Origin of the sequence: Stenotrophomonas sp. G4 (assembly GCF_003428825.1) — a bacterium.
Lineage (GTDB): Bacteria > Pseudomonadota > Gammaproteobacteria > Xanthomonadales > Xanthomonadaceae > Stenotrophomonas > Stenotrophomonas indicatrix.
The window spans coordinates 818,723-834,213 of record NZ_CP031741.1; the positions used below are offsets into that span (position 1 = coordinate 818,723).

A 15,491-nucleotide genomic window follows, 5' to 3' on the forward strand; every position below is an offset into this window, starting at 1 on the left:
GATCGTTTTACGGCATCCGGTAGTGGCCGATGATGGTGTGCTTGAACAGCAGGTTCTCTTCCCGCGTACCGCGCGCGATGTTGTGCAGTACCAGCGGCGTACCGTCGGCCACGCGCCGGTCGGAAACGATGCCCACGTGCAGCAGGCCGTTGCCGTTGAGCTTCCAGGCCACGATGTCGCCGGCAGCGAAGTCGCTGGGAAGGACACTGATCGGTTGCTGCCAGCCGTGGCGGTCGAACCAGCGCATCAGATTGGGCACGCGCCGGTGGTCGATGTTCCGATCCGGCCGGGACAGGCCCCAGAGGGCCGGATAGGCGCTGAAATCAGCGCGCATGTCTTCGTTCACGCGGACCTGCAGGTCCAGCCCCTGCGTACGCAGAGCGCGGACCACCACGTCGGTGCATACGCCGCGATCAGCGGGCACGTCGCCACCGGGGTAGGCCAGTACCTGATAGGCAGGGTCGTAACGGGTGGTGACGCCGATCTGCGCGCGCGCGGCAGCGACCAGTGGCGGCGACGGTGCAGGGGCTGATGCAGGGGCGGCGGCAGCGTCGTGGCCGGCAGTCGCGGGCGACGATGAGGGCTGGCAGCCGCTGGCCAGGGCCAGCGTCAGCAGCAGCACCGTCCATGGTGCGCGGTTGCCGGGCGTCATGCCGAAGGAGGCGTTCCGTTGTTGTTGCCACCACCACCACCACCACGGCGGCGGCGGCGGCGCGGACCACGGTTGCCCGGGGCGCCAGCCGTTGCAGCGTTGGCGTTGCCGTTGCCTTGGTTGTTGTCCTTGCCTGCCGTGCGCTCGTGTGCCGGTCGCGCGGGCGGCCGCGCGTTGGCGACCGGTGCCGGTACGTCGCGTCCCGGTACCTGCACCACGCGCAGCTCATCGGTGTCGAGCTGGATCGCGGTGAGCTTGCCCCCCCACACGGCACCGGTGTCGATCGCGTGGATGCCCTGGGTGATGGTCAGGCCGAGCGCGGACCAGTGGCCGCAGACCACCTTCAGATCGCGTTCGACCCGGCCCGGCACTTCGAACCAGGGATACAGCCCCTGCTCCTGGGTGCCCGGCGTGCCCTTGTCCTCGATGCCGATGCGGCCGCGCGAGGTGCAGTAGCGCATGCGCGTGAGCACGTTGATGATCGCCCGCGAGCGCTCGTAGCCGGTCAGGTTCGGCGCCCAGCTGGGCTTGTCGCCGTACATGTTGCGGAACAGTTTGCGGTAGCCGGCGCCGTGCAACTGCACTTCCACTTCGGCCGCATGCTTCTCGGCCATCTGCGTGGTCCACTTCGGCGCCAGGCCGGCATGCACCATCATCCAGCCAAGCTCACGGTCCACGTGCACCAGCTTCTGCAGGCGCAGCCAGTCCAGCAGCACGTCGCGGTCTTCGGCCTGGACGATGCGCAGCAGGTCCGGGTTGACCTTGCGCTGCTCTTCCTCGGTGCGCGCACCGACGGCCAGCAGGGAAAGGTCGTGGTTGCCGAGCACCACCACGCTGTGTTCGCGCAGCGAATGCACCAGCCGCAGGGTTTCCAGTGACTGTCCGCCGCGGTTGACCAGGTCGCCGCAGAACCACAGGGTGTCCTGCGCCGGATCGAACCGGATCTTCTCCAGCAGGCGCTGGGTTACGTCATAGCAGCCTTGCAGGTCGCCGATCGCCCATACACTCATCGTTCGGCCTCCGTGTCAGTGCAGGGTGCGCGGGATGGCCAGCACGAAGGGTGCGACCGGCGCGGCGAATTCGGTGCCGTCGTCGGCCACCATGTCGTAATGGCCCTGCATCGTGCCGTGCTCGGTGCCGAGCATGACACCCGAGGTGTAATGGAAGTCTTCACCCGGACGCAGACGCGGCTGTTCGCCGATCACGCCATCGCCATCGACATGCTCGACGCGGCCATTGGCATCGGTGATGCGCCAGTGGCGTGCGACCAGGCGCGCGGCAACCCGGCCCTGGTTGTGGATGCGGATCGTATAGGCGAACGCATAACGACCGTCTTCCGGCGCGGATTGGTCGTCGAGGAAGCGCGGGGCGACTTCGACGGAGATGGCATAAACGTCAGCGTCTTCCATACCGGCAGTGTAATCAGGTGGCATTGGCCAAAGCGATGAATTCAGCCACGTCCAGCTGTTCGGCGCGGGCATCGGGGCGCACGCCGGCGGCCACGAACTGCTCGGCGCTGACCACGTTGTTCAGGGCATTGCGCAGGGTCTTGCGGCGTTGGCCGAAGGCGGCCTTGACCACCTCGGCGAAGCGCTTGTGGTCCTTGATGTCGATGCTGGCCGGGTCGCGCGGTACCAGGCGCACCACGGCCGAATCGACCTTCGGCGGCGGCCTGAACGCACCCGGCGGCACCACGAACAGCGAGGTCACCTCGCAGTAGGCCTGCAGCATCACGCTGAGGCGGCCGAACACCTTGCTGCCGGGACCGGCAGCCATGCGGTCGACCACTTCCTTCTGCAGCATGAAGTGCATGTCCGAGACCACCGCAGCATGTTCCAGTGCATGGAACAGGATGGGCGAGGAGATGTTGTAGGGCAGGTTGCCGACCAGGCGGATCGGCTGTCCGTCGGCCAGCTCGGTGAAATCGACCCGCAGCACGTCGCGGTTGACGATGGTCAGTTCACCCAGCGGCTCGGCGGCGGCGGTCAACGGCGCGATCAGGTCGCGGTCGAACTCGATCACCGTCATCTTCGGGTGTACGCGCAGCAGCGGCAGGGTGATCGCACCCTGGCCCGGGCCGATCTCGACCAGGCGGTCGCCGTCCCTGGGATTGACCGCCATCACGATCTTGTCGATGTAGTAGCGGTCGGCAAGGAAGTGCTGGCCGAGCTGCTTCTTGGCCGGGGCGGAAAACACCGGGCCGGAGGGGGAATGCGGGGAAGTCATGTGCTCAGTGTACGTTGCCGCGCCAGCCGCGCACACAGCGTTGTGGCGGCCTGCAGGCTGGAAGGATCGGCAATGCCGCGGCCGGCAAGATCCAGCGCGGTGCCGTGGTCCACCGCCACGCGCGGATAGGGCAGGCCCAGGGTCAGGTTCACCGCCTGCTCGAAGCCGGAGTACTTCAGCACCGGCAGGCCCTGGTCGTGGTACATGGCCAGCACGGTGTCGAAGCCGGCCAGCTTGGCCGGCAGGAACGCGGTATCGGCCGGCAGCGGACCGATCAGGTCCATGCCCTCGCTGCGCAGGCGCTGCAGCAGCGGGATGACCAGATCCAGTTCCTCGCGACCGAGGTGGCCGTCTTCGCCGGCATGCGGGTTCAGGCCAAGCACGGCGATGCGCGGTGCGGCCAGGCCGAACTCGCGGCGCAGCGCGGCATGCACGGTGCGCAGGGTGTGTTCCAGGCCGGGCGCGGTGATCGCATCGGCGACCTCGCGCAGCGGCAGGTGGGTCGTAGCCAGGGCAACGCGGACGATGTCGTTGGCCAGCATCATCACCACCTTCAGCCCGGCCTGGTCGGCCAGCAGTTCGGTGGTGCCGCTGTAGGCGATGCCGCTCTGGTTGATCACCGCCTTGTGTACCGGGCCGGTCACCACGCCGTGCAGTTCACCGGACAGGCAGGCCTGGCCCGCACCGAGCAGGGCGCCGATCACCGCACCTGCGTTGGCAGGGTCGGTGTGGCCGAAATGGCTGGGGGCGCGGTTGGCGACGGCGCGCAGGCGCAGATCGCCGGGGACGCGTGCGTGTGCGTCCTCGGGCAGCAGTTGCAGGGGCAGATCCAGCGCGGCTGCGGCCGCGCGCAGGGTGTCCGGATCGGCGAAAGCCAGAAGCCGGCAATCATCGCGCGGCTGCTGGACCAGTCGGACACACAGTTCCGGACCGATCCCGGCGGGCTCGCCCGGTACCAGAGCGAGCTCGGGGAGCATGGCTCAGGACTGCGGAGGCGTGGCGGTATTTTCCGCCCGGTCACCGCTGCGGAAGCTGACGTAGGCTTCGCCACGCAGCTCCTGCAGGAAGCGGTTGTACTCGTCTTCCAGCTTGCGGCGACCGATGGTCTCGCGGACCTGGGCGCGCTGGTTGTCACTGCCGACGTCGGTCTGGCGGGTGCCCACGCGCTGCACGATGTGCCAGCCCGCATCGGTGCGGAACGGCTGGCTCACGCCGCCGTCCTGGATGCCTGCCACCTGCTGGCCGAAGGCCGGGCCGAACGCGTCGGCCGGGAACCAGCCCAGATCGCCGCCCTGGCCCTTGCTGTTGTTGTCCTCGGACGATTCCTTGGCCACCTGCTGGAAGTCGGCACCGCCGGCAATACGCGCACGCAGGGTGTCGATCTTGGCCTTGGCGGCCGCGTCGGACTGGGCATCGTCCACGCGCACCAGGATATGGCGGCCGTGGTATTCGGTGACCGTATGGGTGCCTGCCGCCGCGCTGGCGTCTCGCACTTCCACCAGCTTCAGCAGCTGGAAGCCGCTCGGGCCGCGGATCGGGCCGACCACTTCGCCGGGCTTCATCTGCTGCATCGTCTGTGCGAACGCGGCCGGGATTTCATCCAGGGTGCGCCAGCCGAGGTCGCCGCCTTCCAGGGCATTGGGGCTGTCGGAATAGCGCACGGCCGCCGCGTTGAAGTCCAGCTCGCCCTTGTCCAGCAGGGCCTTCACGCCGTCAGCCTTCTTCTGGCCGGTGGCGATCTGCTCGGCGCTGGCACCGTCGGGCAGGGCGACCAGGATGTGCGCGAGGTGGAACTGGTTGCCGGCATCGGCCTGCTGCTTCAGGGCAGCATCGACCTCGCCTTCGCTGACGCTGATGCGGCTCTGCGCGAAGCTCTGGCGCAGGCGCTGCACGGTGATCTCGTCACGCACCGAGGCGCGGAAATCGTTGAAATCGATGCCGTCACTGGCCAGGCGCTGGCGCAGGGCATCCAGGGTCGAGCCGTTCTGCTGGGCGATGGCATTCATCGCCTGGGTCAGTTCCTGGTCGCTGACACGGATGCCACTGCCCTGGGCACGGGCCACCTGCAGCTTGACCAGCACCAGGCGCTCGAGCACCTGGCGGCTGAGCACGTCATCGGGCGGCAGCTGGGCCTCGCGGCCGGCGTACTGCGCCTTGATGTTGGCGATCGCACGCTGGAGCTCGCTCTGCAGGATCACGTCCTCATCGACGACAGCAGCGATGCGGTCCAACGGCTGGGCCTCCTGCGCAAGAACCTGCAGGGGGGCGGACACGCTGGACACCGCCAGAAGCGATGCGAGGAGAACGGGGAAGCTCTTGGTCATGGGATCTGATTCGGATCGTAGTCATCGCGGGTCGCTCCGGTGTTGCTGGGCGGCACGAGATAGAGGTCGTCGCGGTTGTAGCCGAGGATAGCACGGCGCAAAGTGCGGTCCGTGTCCTGGCCGAGAGAGCTCAAGCCCTTGAGCACGAACTCGAGCTGGATGGAGTTGTTCATTTCGCCTTCGCGGTTGCGTACGTAGCGGCGGGCCACGGCGCGCACGGCCAGGCAGCAGCTGTCCCACTGTACGCCACCGATGATCTCCAGCGGTTCCTTGTCCTGCAGCGAGTAGTAATAACGGCCGACCAGGCTCCAGCGCTCGTTCAGCGGGTACAGGAACGACAGGTCGGCCTGTTCCAGCAGGGTGCGGTCATGCTTGTTGGCCGTGGCCGGGGCGCCGGAATTGATGCGGTAACGGTAGGTCAGGTTGACCACGCCGTCGTTGGACATCAGGTAGCGGGCACGCACGCTGGCCAGATCCTCGCGCTTGTACTTGGGATCCCACTGATAGGTGGCGCCCAGCGTCCAGCGGTCGTTGATCATGTAGTTGCCGTCGGCGATCCAGGCCGACTTGCCCTTCTCCACCGGCGCACCACCGGGGGTCACGCTTACCCGCGATTCGTCGAAGTACTGGATCTGGCCGATCGAGGCCGAGAAGCGCTCCTTGCCGGTGGTCTGGTCGATGAAGCGGGTGCTCAGCGCCATGGTCAGCTGGTTGGCGTCGTTCTGGCGATCGGCGCCGGTATAGCGCGAATCGCGGAACAGCTGGCCCCAGCTGAAGGTGAAGTCGCGGGTATCGAAGATCGGCAGCTCGTCCTGGTTGCGGTACGGCGTGCGCAGGTAGAACAGGCGCGGCTCCAGGGTCTGCAGGAACGACTTGCCACCGATCTTCGTCTCACGATCGAAGAACAGTCCGGCGTCGAGGCTGGCGATGGGCAGGCTGCGGCTGGGTGAGGTGTTGCCGCGCAGCTGTTCGGGGGTGGCGGTGGCCGGGTCGATGCCCTGCGAGCGCAGGATCTGGCCGCGGATGCCGTTCACGCCATCAACCAGTCCACGGTCCAGCTGGTAACCGGTATAGCGGTAGGCCAGCGTCGGCGTGACATACCAGGCCGCGCCGCTGATCGGGAACGATACGTACGGTTTCAGGTCCAGTCGCGAGCCGCCGCTGACACCGATGCCGTCGGTCTGCCGGCTGCCGTTGCGGGTGTACTGCAGGTCCGGTCCCGCCTCGGCGCCGTACTTGAAGTTGATGTCGTCGTGGGTGAAGCGCACGGCCTCGGCGTAGATGCCGGTCTCCAGCCACGGCAGCAGCGGCTTGTCCCAGTTGAAGTACAGGCGCGGCTGGCGGTTGTAGGCCAACGCACTCTCGTTGAGGGTGTAGTCGGTCAGCTGCCAGCGGTCGGCCATGATGCCGGCCGTCCAGTTCTCGCCGGTGCCGTACAGGCCGACGGTGCTCTGCAGGTTCGACGCGGTGACCCCCACCAGGCGGTTGGCGAAGTCTTCCACGTAGCGCTCGTCGCTGACCCAGGCCAGATTGGCGCGGGCCTGCCAGTGGTCGTCGAGGTTGTGGTAGCCGCCGAACATCACCCGGCCGCGGTCACGGTCGCGCAGCTTGTCGTTGGGCATGTACGCGGTCAGCAGTTCACCACGGCCGCCGTTGTAGAGGTAGCGGAACTCGTTGTCGAGCATCAGGCCGCGTTGGCTCATGTAACGCGGGGTCAACGTGTCGTCGTAGTTCGGCGCCAGGTTGAAGTAGATCGGTTGTGCGTAATCGAAACCGTTGCGGCCGGACATGCCCAGCTGCGGGAACAGCAGGCCGGTCTTGCGCCGGTCATCGATCGGGAACTTGAAGTAGGGCGCCCACAGGATCGGCACCTTGCCGATCCGCAGCACGGCGTTGCGGGCGGTACCGAAGCCCTCATCGTTGTCGACTTCGATCTCCGGCGCCGTCAGCCGCCACACTGGCTGCGACGGGTCGCAGGTGGTGTAGGTGGAGCGGTGCATCTGCCCGACCGCGCCCTGCAGGTCGACCGATTCGGCTTCGCCATTGCCGCGGCGGGACACCAGCTGGTACTGGATGTCGGTGATTTTGTGGGTGTCGCTTTCCTGGTTGCCCTCGGCGCGCTTGGCGACCATCCGGATGGAGGAATCCTGGTAACGGACGTTGCCATCGGCGACATAGTTGCCACTTTCGGTATCGAAGCTGAGCTTGTCGGTACCGACGAACTGGTCGCCCCGGCGCAGCGCCACGTTGCCCTGGTACTGCGGCACGGTGGTGGTGCCCAGCAGCTGGTCGCCCTCGATGTCGGTGGGCTGCTGTTCGCGCGCAGCGCTGGCGGCCGCCTTGTCCTGGCCGGGCACCGGGGTCGGCGCGTCGGTGAACGCAGGGATCACGTCGGTGGCCGGGCAAAGGCCCCAGTTGAGCGGCTTGTCATCAGCCCATGCCGGAAGGCAGACGGCGATGCTCAGGGGCAGGGGAAGCAGGCGGAGGGCTCGGCGCACGCGGTTCGGATTCGGGCGAAAACGGACGGTAGCTTGCCCCATCCCTTGCATAGGGGCAATGAAGGTCACCCCGGACTGCCGGTTCGGGTTCATCCAGGCCCGTTGCCGGAGGGTGTCGCCATCAGTGCCTGCAGGTGGGCCACGCTGCACTCGGCCAGGGCCTGCAGGTCGTATCCTCCCTCCAGCATCGACACCACCCGGCCGGCGGCATGGCGGCGCGCCAGCGCGTGCAGTTCGCGGGTGATCCAGGCGAAATCGTCGGTCTCCAGCATCAGGTCCGCCTGTGGGTCGCGCAGGTGAGCGTCGAAGCCTGCCGAGATCAGCAGCAGTTGGGGGCGGAAGTCGTCGATCGCCGGCAGCATCTCGTCGGCCCAGACGTTGCGGAAGCGGAAGCCGCCACTGCCGGGCGGCAGCAGGATGTTCATCAGGTTGCCGGCACCGCGGTCACGGCGCAGACCGGACTCGGGGAACAGCCCCGCCTGGTGGGTGCTGTAGTAGGACACCCGGGCGTCGTGCTGGAAGATGTCCTGGGTGCCATTGCCATGGTGGACGTCGAAGTCGACCACCGCGACCCGCTCCAGGCCGTGGCGGTCGCGGGCGTAGGCGGCGGCGATGGCGACGTTGTTGAGCAGGCAGAATCCCATCGCTGTGCTGCTGGTGGCATGGTGGCCAGGCGGGCGCACCGCGCAGAAGGCCAGCGGATCCTCACCCAGCATCACCGCATCGACGGCCGCCACACCTGCGCCGGCGGCATGCACCGCGGCACTGGCCGAGCCCGGCGAGGTCCAGGTATCCATGTCCAGCTGGCGCAGCGGTGCGCTCTGCGGTTGCAGCACCAGGTCGAGCAGCGCGCTGTCATGGACCCGGGTCAGTTCACCGAACTTGGCCGGCGGCGCCTCGCGCCAGTCCAGCTGCCCGGGAAAGGCCTGGTGCAGCGCGTCGAGCACCACCTGCAGGCGTTGCGGGCATTCAGGATGGCCGGGGCCCGGGTCGTGCAGCAGGCAGGCGGGATGGGAGAAGACCAGCATGGCGGCTCAGCGCTGGCGATGCTGTGGCTGCCACAGCGCTTCGCCGTGGCCATCGGCCCGTGCCAGCACCCGGGCCAGCACGAACAGCAGGTCTGACAGCCGGTTGAGGTACTGCAGCGCCTCGCTGCGAACCGGTTCCACGCGGGCCAGGGCGACCGTGTCGCGCTCGGCGCGGCGGACGACGGTGCGCGCCAGGTGACAGCGCGCGGCGGCCTCGCCACCGGCCGGCAGGATGAACTCCTTCAGCATCGGCAGGTCGGCGTTGTAGTGGTCCAGCTGCTGTTCCAGCGCCGACACATCAGCGGCGTGGATTGCCGCATGGCCGGGAATGCACAGTTCGGCGCCCAGATCGAACAGCTGGTGCTGCAGGTGCACCACCAGCGCGCGGACGTCCTCCGGCAGCGGCACGGCCAACAACAGGCCGAGCGTGGCGTTGGCTTCATCGACGGTGCCATAGGACGCAACACGCAGGTCATCCTTGCCGACCCGGCTGCCGTCACCCAGGCCGGTGCTGCCGTCGTCGCCGGTGCGGGTGTAGACGCGCGAGAGGCGATGACCCATGGCGTGGCTCAGTGCTGGATGTCGCGGCGGGCCTGCAGGAGCTTGAGCACCTGCTCCACGGCCAGCTGCAGTGCGGCGGCCAGGGCCACGTAGATCGTGGTGGTGCGCAGGTAGGGGCCGAACCACTGGGCGTAGTTCTGTGCCCAGCCGGCCACGGTCGGCTCGGCCACGTTCTGGCTGGTCCAGTAGAAACCGCCCTGCGCCAGCAGATGGCACAGCGCCACCGACGCCACCAGCAGCAGGGCACCCTTGCCCAGCACCGACCAGTTCGCGCTGCGGTAGTTGCGGCCCAGCAGCATGCCACCGGCCCACATGGCGAAGTAGGCCGGCAACAGCAGCCAGTAGCCCGGCGACACGCAGTAGTGTTGCCAGAAATCGAGGCCGCTGCTGCGGATAACGATCCAGTCGACCAGCACCGCGAACACCATCAGCAGCGGGAACGCCCAGCGGGTCCAGCGGGCGAGGTAGAAGCCGCCGATGAAGAACACCGCCCAAGAGGCATCCGGGATTGCCGCGAAGTGATTGACGCGGGTTGCCGCCAGCAACAGCACGAGCACTGACAGGACGAAGGCGCGGGGGGCGGAGTCGGACATGGCGGTGGGGCCGGGGCGGATTCAGGTTTCATTCTAGCCCGGCGCGGCGCTTGGCGCAGGAGCGGCGGCGTGGGGCATGCCGGCACGGCGAGCGCGTATCATGCGCCCATGAGTGAACGACATGACGTGCTGATCGTCGGTGGCGGTCTGGTGGGTGCCAGCCTGGCCATCGCCCTGGACCGCCTGGGCCGCGACGTGGGGCTGCTCGAAGCCAGCCCGGCCGGGGAGCTGCCGGCAGTGTTCGACCAGCGCAACCTCAGTTTTGCCGCCGCCACGATCAACGCGCTGACTGCGTTGGGGGTCATGCAGAAGCTGACGATGGCGCCCGGTCCGATCCGCCGCATCCATGTCAGCCGCGCTGGCGATTTCGGCCGTGTGCAGCTCGATGCCGCACAGTACGACCGGCCCTGGTTCGGCCAGGTGGTGGTGGCGCGTGATTTCGGCCAGGCGCTGGAAAGCCGGCTGCAGGAGTTGTCACGGCTGCGCCGCTACCGGCCGATGCGTTTCCTTGGCCTGGGCGAGGTGATTGATGGCTACCGCCAGGTGCGGGTGGCCGATGACAGCGGCGAGCAGGTGCTGCTGGCGCGGCTGGTGGTCGGTGCCGACGGCACCAGCAGCGGCGTGCGCGATGCGTTGGGCATCGACGTTGATCGGCACGACTTCCAGCAGACGCTGTTCGTGGCCCGCGTGCGCAGCCAGCGCGCCCCCGATGGCACCGCCTGGGAGCGTTTCACCGATACCGGCCCGACGGCGTTGCTGCCGCGTGGCGACCGCCATTTCGGCACCGTCCACGGTGTTGCCCGTGACCAGGCCGAGGCGGTGATGGCGCTGGACGACACCGCCTGGCTGCAGCGCCTGCAGCAGGCCATCGGCTGGCGCGCGGGCCGCCTGCTCGACTCTGGCCCGCGCAGTGCCTATCCGCTGATCCAGGTACTGGCGCGCGCGTTGGTGGGGGAGCGCACGGTGCTGCTGGGCAATGCCGCGCAGACCATCCACCCGCTGGGTGCGCAGGGTTTCAACCTCGGCCTGCGCGATGCACTGACGTTGGCCGAGCTGCTGGAAGTGGAGGGCGATGCCGGCAGCGACGCACTGCTGCGGTCCTACGTGGCCCGCCGCGAAGAAGATCGACGGCAGACGGTGGCGTTCTCCGGCGGCCTTGCCCGGCTGACCAGCAATCCGGCGCCGCTGCTGCGCCCGCTGCGCAGCCTGGGCCTGGTGGCCGCACAGCGCGCCTCGGTGCAGTCGATGCTGGTCGGTGGTGCGATGGGCTTCCGTGGCGATGTGCCGCGCCTGTGCCGTGGAGAAGCCGCATGAACCGGCGCGCACGCCTGGACGTGGCCATCGTTGGCGGCGGTGTGGTCGGCGCCGCCTGTGCGCTGGCGCTGGCCGATGCCGGCCTTGCCGTAACGCTGGTGGAAGGGCGTGAACCGGCACCCTGGCGGGCCGCACAGCCGGATCTGCGGGTGTTCGCCTTCGCCGCCGACAACGTGCAGTTGCTTGAGCGCCTCGGCGTGTGGCCGACGATCGCGCAGGCGCGCGCCTGGCCGTACCGGCGCATGCAGGTGTGGGACGCGGCCGGTGGCGACGACCTGCTGTTCGACGCGGACCGCTTCGGCCGTCGCGAGCTGGGTTTCATCGTCGAGAACGGCTTGCTGCAGGATCGCCTGTGGGCGGCGCTGCCGGCAGCTGGCGTGGAGCTGCATTGCCCGGCGCGGGTGGAAGCGCTTGAACAGGACGAGCACGCTGTGCGCCTGCGCCTGGATGATGGTCGTCGCATCGAAGCCGCACTGGCGGTGGCCGCCGATGGCGCTGAATCGACCCTGCGCGGACTGGCCGGGATCGACGTCGAACGCCACGACTACCAGCAGCGCGGTGTGGTCGCCTATGTGGACAGCGAGCTGCCCAACCAGGCCACGGCCTGGCAGCGTTTCCTGCCGACCGGTCCGCTGGCGCTGTTGCCGGTGGCCGAGCGCCGCAGTTCCATCGTCTGGACGTTGCCCGACGACGAGGCGGCACGCGTACTGGCCCTGGACGAAGACGCATTCAATCGTGAACTGACCCGCGCTTTCGCCGCGCGCCTGGGTGAGCTGCGGCTGGCCTCGCCGCGCGCGGCCTTCCCGCTGCGCCGGCAGCTGGCCCGCCACTACGTGGCCGGTCGCGTGCTGGCGCTGGGCGATGCCGCCCACGTGGTGCATCCGCTGGCCGGGCAAGGCGTCAACCTCGGCCTGCGCGATGTTGCCGCCCTGCAGCACTGGCTGGCGCCATCGGCCGAACGGCGCGGACAACCCCGGTTGTCGCCGCAGCGCGTGCAGCGCTGGGCGCGTGAGCGTCGCAGCGACAACCAGATCGCCGCCTACAGCTTCGACGCGATCAACCGGCTGTTCTCCAACGACGAGATGCACCTGACCCTGGCGCGTGGCCGCGCGCTGGGCTGCGCAGGCAAGTGGCCGCCGCTGGTGCAGGCCTTCTGGAAGCGCGCCGCAGGGGTGTGACGGCGAGGCCCTGGTACATGCCAACCTTGGTTGGCGCGTCGATCGGGCATCCTCGCCCCAGCTGGAGTGAGGGCCTTCCGGCCTTGTGCCAACCAAGGTTGGCACCTACCAAAAGCGGGCCATGCCGGTCTGCAGCGAATCGCTTCTGTAGACGCCAACCTTGGCTGGCGCGCGAGCCCCGGATCATCCGCCGGTAGCGCCGGGCCATGCCCGGCGAGCGCGCAGCGCGGTTCACCGATCCCGCCGGGCATGGCCCGGCGCTACCGGAATCGGTTCAATCGATCAGCCAACCGGCAAGGTCAGCGCGGTCCAGCTTGCCGCGGCGCTTGCTGTCCAATGCGTTGAACTCATCGGAAAGCGCCGGATTGGTCAGTGCTTCGTCACGGCTGATGAAACCATCAGCGTTCACGTCCAGCTCGGCGAAATGGATGCGGTACTGGCCGACCACGCTGGCCGGCGCCAGCGAGCGCACCGTTACCGGGGTTTCGCCCAGCGGCACCACGATGTCGACGCTGCCGGTCACGCGGCCGGCCGACAGTGACTGCTGGCGGACCACGCCACTGTCATCGCGCAGCGGGGCGCTCTGTGCCGGCTGCGGGCGCGCCGGCTGTGCCAGTGCCGGCACTGCCAGCACCGCGGTACACAGCAGCAGGGAAATGCGCGGGATGTCCATCAGCGCAGCGGCGACGCCAGCACCGTGATTTCCTCACGGTCGTGGTACAGCTGCTTGGCACGTACCACCAGCGGCTTGCCGGCCTGCTCCTGGAACAGGTCCAGGCACAGGCGGGTTTCTTCCCAGCGTTTCTTCATCGGCAGCTTCAGGTTGAAGATCGCGTGCCTGCACCAGCCCTCGCGGAACCAGGTGGCCATGCGTTCGGCGACGCGACGCGGCTGCTCGACCATATCGCAGACCATCCAGTCCAGCGGTTGCTCCGGGTGCCAATGGAAGCCATCGGCGCGCAGGTGCTCGACCAGACCGGTGTCCAGCACGTGCTGGCGCAGCGGACCGTTGTCGATGCTCAGCACATGCACGTGCTGGCGGGTCAGTACCCACGTCCAGCCGCCGGGTGCCGCGCCCAGATCGGCCGCACGCATGCCCGGACGGACCAGCGCTTCGCGTTCTTCCGGGGCGAGCAGGGTCAGCAGCGCTTCATCCAGCTTCAATGCCGAACGCGAAGGCGCGTCGGGCAACAGCTTCAGGCGCGGAATGCCCAACGCCCAAGGTGCACTGTCGTCCGGGTTGGCCACGCAGATGAAGGCATGCGTGCCATCGACGAACACCACGTGCAGGCGCGGCAGGCGTGCATTGGGTTTGTCGCTGAGTTTGCCGGCCTTGCGCAGCGCCGGGCGCAGGGCGTTGCCGAAGGCACGCGCGAGCCCGGACAAGGGTTTGCCGGCATCCGAATCGGGGTGTTCCACCCACAGATCACCGAAGCGCGGCGCATCGGCCAGCACGTCCAGCATCGGCGTGATGCGGTCGGCCGGGTCCAGCTGTGGCAGCTCGGCCAGCACCACCAGCTTCTGGCGGGCGAAGATCAGCTCGCGCCACGGCAGTCGCGGTGCAAGCGCTGCGGCTTCATCACACATGAAGAGCACGTAGCCGTCGTTGCGCTGTGTACGGGCGTAGCCGGCAAAACCGGCGGCGCCAGCGCGAAACTGCAGTTCGCCGGCCAGCTCGGGCTCGAAGCCCTGCCGGCACAGGCACAGCAGGCCGATGCCGGCCTCAGTAACGGGCGCCATTGCTCTCCCCATAGGCACGCAGCACGCTGCGCGCCGCATCCCGGTTCAGGCCCTGCACCACGTCGATGCCGCGCTTGTTGAGCTCGCCCACCCAGTCGGCCGGCAGCGGGCCTTCATCGAACGGGGTCAGTTCTTCCACGTCGGCCGAACTGGCGCCGATCAGCAGGCGGTCGATGCCGGCCCACACGGTGGCGCCGTAGCACTGGCAGCATGGCTGCGAACTGGTGGCCAGGGTGACCGGCGACAGCACCGCGTTCAGGCGCGGGGTCTGCAGGCGCTGCTGGGCCAGCATGTAGGCCATGTTCTCGGCGTGCGCCAGCGAGGTCGAATGCGGCATCACCCGGTTCACGCCGGCAGCGATCACCTTGTCATCCGGCCCGAACACCACGGCGCCGAACGGGCCGCCACTGGCGTGGTCGACGTTCAGCCGCGACAGCTCGATCGCCAGCGCGACCTTGGCCTCGTCGCCCGGATATCGACGATCCAGGTCGATCTGGTCGTGGATCCAGGCGGGAAGGGTCAGGTGGACTTGCGCGTACAGCATCGCGGGGGTGCCTCGTTGGGAGTGAAAGGAACAGGTGCAACAGATGTCGGCGCGCAGTGTAGCGGCAGTGGCATGTACCGGGCGTGCGCGCTGGATTCAGGCCGCTGAGGGTGAGCCGGTGCGGATCACCACGTACTGCTTGCGGAATTCCAGCCCCGCCTGCGGCCAGCGCGCGGCATAGGCACGCAGCAGCGGCAGGGCAGGGGCGAAGTCATGGCCGTTGACCCGGCAGTCGGCTTCGCACTGGCCCTGCTCGTCGCGCGAAGCGAACAGGCGGATGGCCAGGAAGTGATGAGCCTTCAGCAGGTCGTCGAAGGCGTCGATGCTCCTGGTGAACAGGCAGCAGGGGCAGGAGCCGTGGTCGTCTTCGCTGCATGCAGCGGCGTCGTCCAGTTCGCGGGCGCGGTAATGGGCCAGCGGTCCCAGCACCACGGTGCGCTCGTGTTCCCGGCCGTCTTCGTTGGTCGGGTAGGTCAGTCCCATCATCGGCAGATCCGGTGCGTCGTCGGCGCCGATGGCAGCCTGCAGGGTTGCCAGATCCACCCGCACCCAAGTCTCGAAGCCGGACAGCAGGGATTCCTGTTCGGATGCGCCATTGGCGTGCTGGTACTCGAACAGGCCATCGGCGAACAAGCCCGCGTGACGGCTCTCGATGACGGAGGAGGTCTGCCAGCCGCCGTTGTCGCGTTCGTTGCTGGCGACGCCGTGCGGGGTCAGGTGCAGGCCACTGTCGAGCAGCAGTCCGTCGCCCTCGACGGTGCAGGCGATGTCACGGCCCAGCAGGACCTGTTGCAGCAGCGGCAGAAGGGGAGACGCGGTCTTGGTCATCGGAG

Annotated in this window: 16 protein-coding genes; 2 read left to right on the top strand and 14 right to left on the bottom strand. The window is 68.3% G+C overall.

All coding sequences use genetic code 11. The features are described from left to right. Positions 1-7: 7 nt before the first annotated feature. The 10 genes from D0Y85_RS03610 to D0Y85_RS03655 all read right to left on the bottom strand — a co-directional run bounded on the left by D0Y85_RS03610 (position 8) and on the right by D0Y85_RS03655 (position 9,882). The gene (locus D0Y85_RS03610; RefSeq protein WP_117309574.1) at positions 8-652 is read right to left on the bottom strand and encodes a DUF1287 domain-containing protein; all 645 of its coding nucleotides are present in this window, start codon (positions 650-652) and stop codon (positions 8-10) included. Then, a complete protein-coding gene (locus D0Y85_RS03615) occupies positions 649-1,662 on the bottom strand; it encodes a symmetrical bis(5'-nucleosyl)-tetraphosphatase (RefSeq protein WP_117309575.1) in 1,014 nt (337 codons plus the stop codon). The genes D0Y85_RS03610 and D0Y85_RS03615 overlap by 4 nt, the downstream gene beginning before the upstream one ends. A gap of 15 nt (positions 1,663-1,677) precedes the next feature. Next, positions 1,678-2,061, bottom strand: a complete 384-nt coding sequence (apaG, locus tag D0Y85_RS03620; protein WP_025877914.1) for a Co2+/Mg2+ efflux protein ApaG — start codon at positions 2,059-2,061, stop codon at positions 1,678-1,680. A 13-nt stretch (positions 2,062-2,074) separates the two neighbouring features. After that, the gene (gene rsmA, locus D0Y85_RS03625; protein WP_117309576.1) at positions 2,075-2,878 is read right to left on the bottom strand and encodes a 16S rRNA (adenine(1518)-N(6)/adenine(1519)-N(6))-dimethyltransferase RsmA; all 804 of its coding nucleotides are present in this window, start codon (positions 2,876-2,878) and stop codon (positions 2,075-2,077) included. Continuing rightward, positions 2,875-3,855, bottom strand: a complete 981-nt coding sequence (gene pdxA / locus D0Y85_RS03630) for a 4-hydroxythreonine-4-phosphate dehydrogenase PdxA (RefSeq protein ID WP_117309577.1) — start codon at positions 3,853-3,855, stop codon at positions 2,875-2,877. Before pdxA ends, rsmA begins: the two co-directional genes overlap by 4 nt. Positions 3,856-3,858: 3 nt before the next feature. Next, positions 3,859-5,202, bottom strand: coding sequence for a peptidylprolyl isomerase (locus D0Y85_RS03635; RefSeq protein WP_117309578.1), 1,344 nt, complete (start codon positions 5,200-5,202; stop codon positions 3,859-3,861). Further along, complete coding sequence (gene lptD, locus D0Y85_RS03640; RefSeq protein WP_240329340.1) at positions 5,199-7,700, bottom strand: LPS-assembly protein LptD; 2,502 nt, start codon at positions 7,698-7,700, stop codon at positions 5,199-5,201. Before lptD ends, D0Y85_RS03635 begins: the two co-directional genes overlap by 4 nt. A gap of 89 nt (positions 7,701-7,789) precedes the next feature. Beyond that, positions 7,790-8,728 carry a histone deacetylase family protein gene (locus D0Y85_RS03645; protein WP_117309580.1) on the bottom strand — a complete coding sequence of 313 codons (939 nt, stop codon included), beginning with the start codon at positions 8,726-8,728 and terminating at the stop codon, positions 7,790-7,792. Positions 8,729-8,734: 6 nt separating this feature from the next. Further along, positions 8,735-9,289, bottom strand: coding sequence for a cob(I)yrinic acid a,c-diamide adenosyltransferase (locus D0Y85_RS03650; RefSeq protein ID WP_117309581.1), 555 nt, complete (start codon positions 9,287-9,289; stop codon positions 8,735-8,737). An 8-nt stretch (positions 9,290-9,297) separates the two neighbouring features. Then, the gene (locus D0Y85_RS03655) at positions 9,298-9,882 is read right to left on the bottom strand and encodes a hypothetical protein (RefSeq protein WP_117309582.1); all 585 of its coding nucleotides are present in this window, start codon (positions 9,880-9,882) and stop codon (positions 9,298-9,300) included. Positions 9,883-9,990: 108 nt separating this feature from the next. Between D0Y85_RS03655 and ubiH the strand changes: the two genes are divergently transcribed. Both ubiH and D0Y85_RS03665 read left to right on the top strand, forming a co-directional pair. Next, complete coding sequence (gene ubiH / locus D0Y85_RS03660) at positions 9,991-11,196, top strand: 2-octaprenyl-6-methoxyphenyl hydroxylase (RefSeq protein ID WP_117309583.1); 1,206 nt, start codon at positions 9,991-9,993, stop codon at positions 11,194-11,196. Next, positions 11,193-12,374, top strand: a complete 1,182-nt coding sequence (locus D0Y85_RS03665; RefSeq protein ID WP_117309584.1) for a UbiH/UbiF family hydroxylase — start codon at positions 11,193-11,195, stop codon at positions 12,372-12,374. The genes ubiH and D0Y85_RS03665 overlap by 4 nt, the downstream gene beginning before the upstream one ends. A 274-nt stretch (positions 12,375-12,648) precedes the next feature. On the opposite strand, the gene D0Y85_RS03670 is transcribed toward D0Y85_RS03665, so the two are convergent. From D0Y85_RS03670 to D0Y85_RS03685, 4 genes are all read right to left on the bottom strand, one after another. Beyond that, entirely contained in the window at positions 12,649-13,047 is a 399-nt protein-coding gene (locus D0Y85_RS03670; protein ID WP_117309585.1) for an EF-hand domain-containing protein, read from the bottom strand. Continuing rightward, a complete protein-coding gene (gene rlmM, locus D0Y85_RS03675) occupies positions 13,047-14,114 on the bottom strand; it encodes a 23S rRNA (cytidine(2498)-2'-O)-methyltransferase RlmM (protein WP_099782909.1) in 1,068 nt (355 codons plus the stop codon). The genes D0Y85_RS03670 and rlmM overlap by 1 nt, the downstream gene beginning before the upstream one ends. Then, positions 14,098-14,658, bottom strand: coding sequence for a nucleoside deaminase (locus D0Y85_RS03680; protein ID WP_117309586.1), 561 nt, complete (start codon positions 14,656-14,658; stop codon positions 14,098-14,100). Before D0Y85_RS03680 ends, rlmM begins: the two co-directional genes overlap by 17 nt. A gap of 96 nt (positions 14,659-14,754) precedes the next feature. After that, positions 14,755-15,486, bottom strand: a complete 732-nt coding sequence (locus tag D0Y85_RS03685; protein ID WP_117309587.1) for a DUF6348 family protein — start codon at positions 15,484-15,486, stop codon at positions 14,755-14,757. Between the last annotated feature and the right edge of the window lie 5 nt (positions 15,487-15,491).

Coding starts and splice junctions, on each gene's coding strand:
- rsmA (WP_117309576.1), bottom strand. CDS start 2,878: ATGACTTCCCCGCATTCCCCCTCCGGCCCGGTGTTTTCCGCCCCGGCC.
- D0Y85_RS03610 (WP_117309574.1), bottom strand. CDS start 652: ATGACGCCCGGCAACCGCGCACCATGGACGGTGCTGCTGCTGACGCTG.
- D0Y85_RS03615 (WP_117309575.1), bottom strand. CDS start 1,662: ATGAGTGTATGGGCGATCGGCGACCTGCAAGGCTGCTATGACGTAACC.
- D0Y85_RS03680 (WP_117309586.1), bottom strand. CDS start 14,658: ATGCTGTACGCGCAAGTCCACCTGACCCTTCCCGCCTGGATCCACGAC.
- D0Y85_RS03670 (WP_117309585.1), bottom strand. CDS start 13,047: ATGGACATCCCGCGCATTTCCCTGCTGCTGTGTACCGCGGTGCTGGCA.
- D0Y85_RS03685 (WP_117309587.1), bottom strand. CDS start 15,486: ATGACCAAGACCGCGTCTCCCCTTCTGCCGCTGCTGCAACAGGTCCTG.
- ubiH (WP_117309583.1), top strand. CDS start 9,991: ATGAGTGAACGACATGACGTGCTGATCGTCGGTGGCGGTCTGGTGGGT.
- D0Y85_RS03645 (WP_117309580.1), bottom strand. CDS start 8,728: ATGCTGGTCTTCTCCCATCCCGCCTGCCTGCTGCACGACCCGGGCCCC.
- apaG (WP_025877914.1), bottom strand. CDS start 2,061: ATGGAAGACGCTGACGTTTATGCCATCTCCGTCGAAGTCGCCCCGCGC.
- rlmM (WP_099782909.1), bottom strand. CDS start 14,114: ATGGCGCCCGTTACTGAGGCCGGCATCGGCCTGCTGTGCCTGTGCCGG.
- D0Y85_RS03635 (WP_117309578.1), bottom strand. CDS start 5,202: ATGACCAAGAGCTTCCCCGTTCTCCTCGCATCGCTTCTGGCGGTGTCC.
- D0Y85_RS03650 (WP_117309581.1), bottom strand. CDS start 9,289: ATGGGTCATCGCCTCTCGCGCGTCTACACCCGCACCGGCGACGACGGC.
- pdxA (WP_117309577.1), bottom strand. CDS start 3,855: ATGCTCCCCGAGCTCGCTCTGGTACCGGGCGAGCCCGCCGGGATCGGT.
- D0Y85_RS03655 (WP_117309582.1), bottom strand. CDS start 9,882: ATGTCCGACTCCGCCCCCCGCGCCTTCGTCCTGTCAGTGCTCGTGCTG.
- D0Y85_RS03665 (WP_117309584.1), top strand. CDS start 11,193: ATGAACCGGCGCGCACGCCTGGACGTGGCCATCGTTGGCGGCGGTGTG.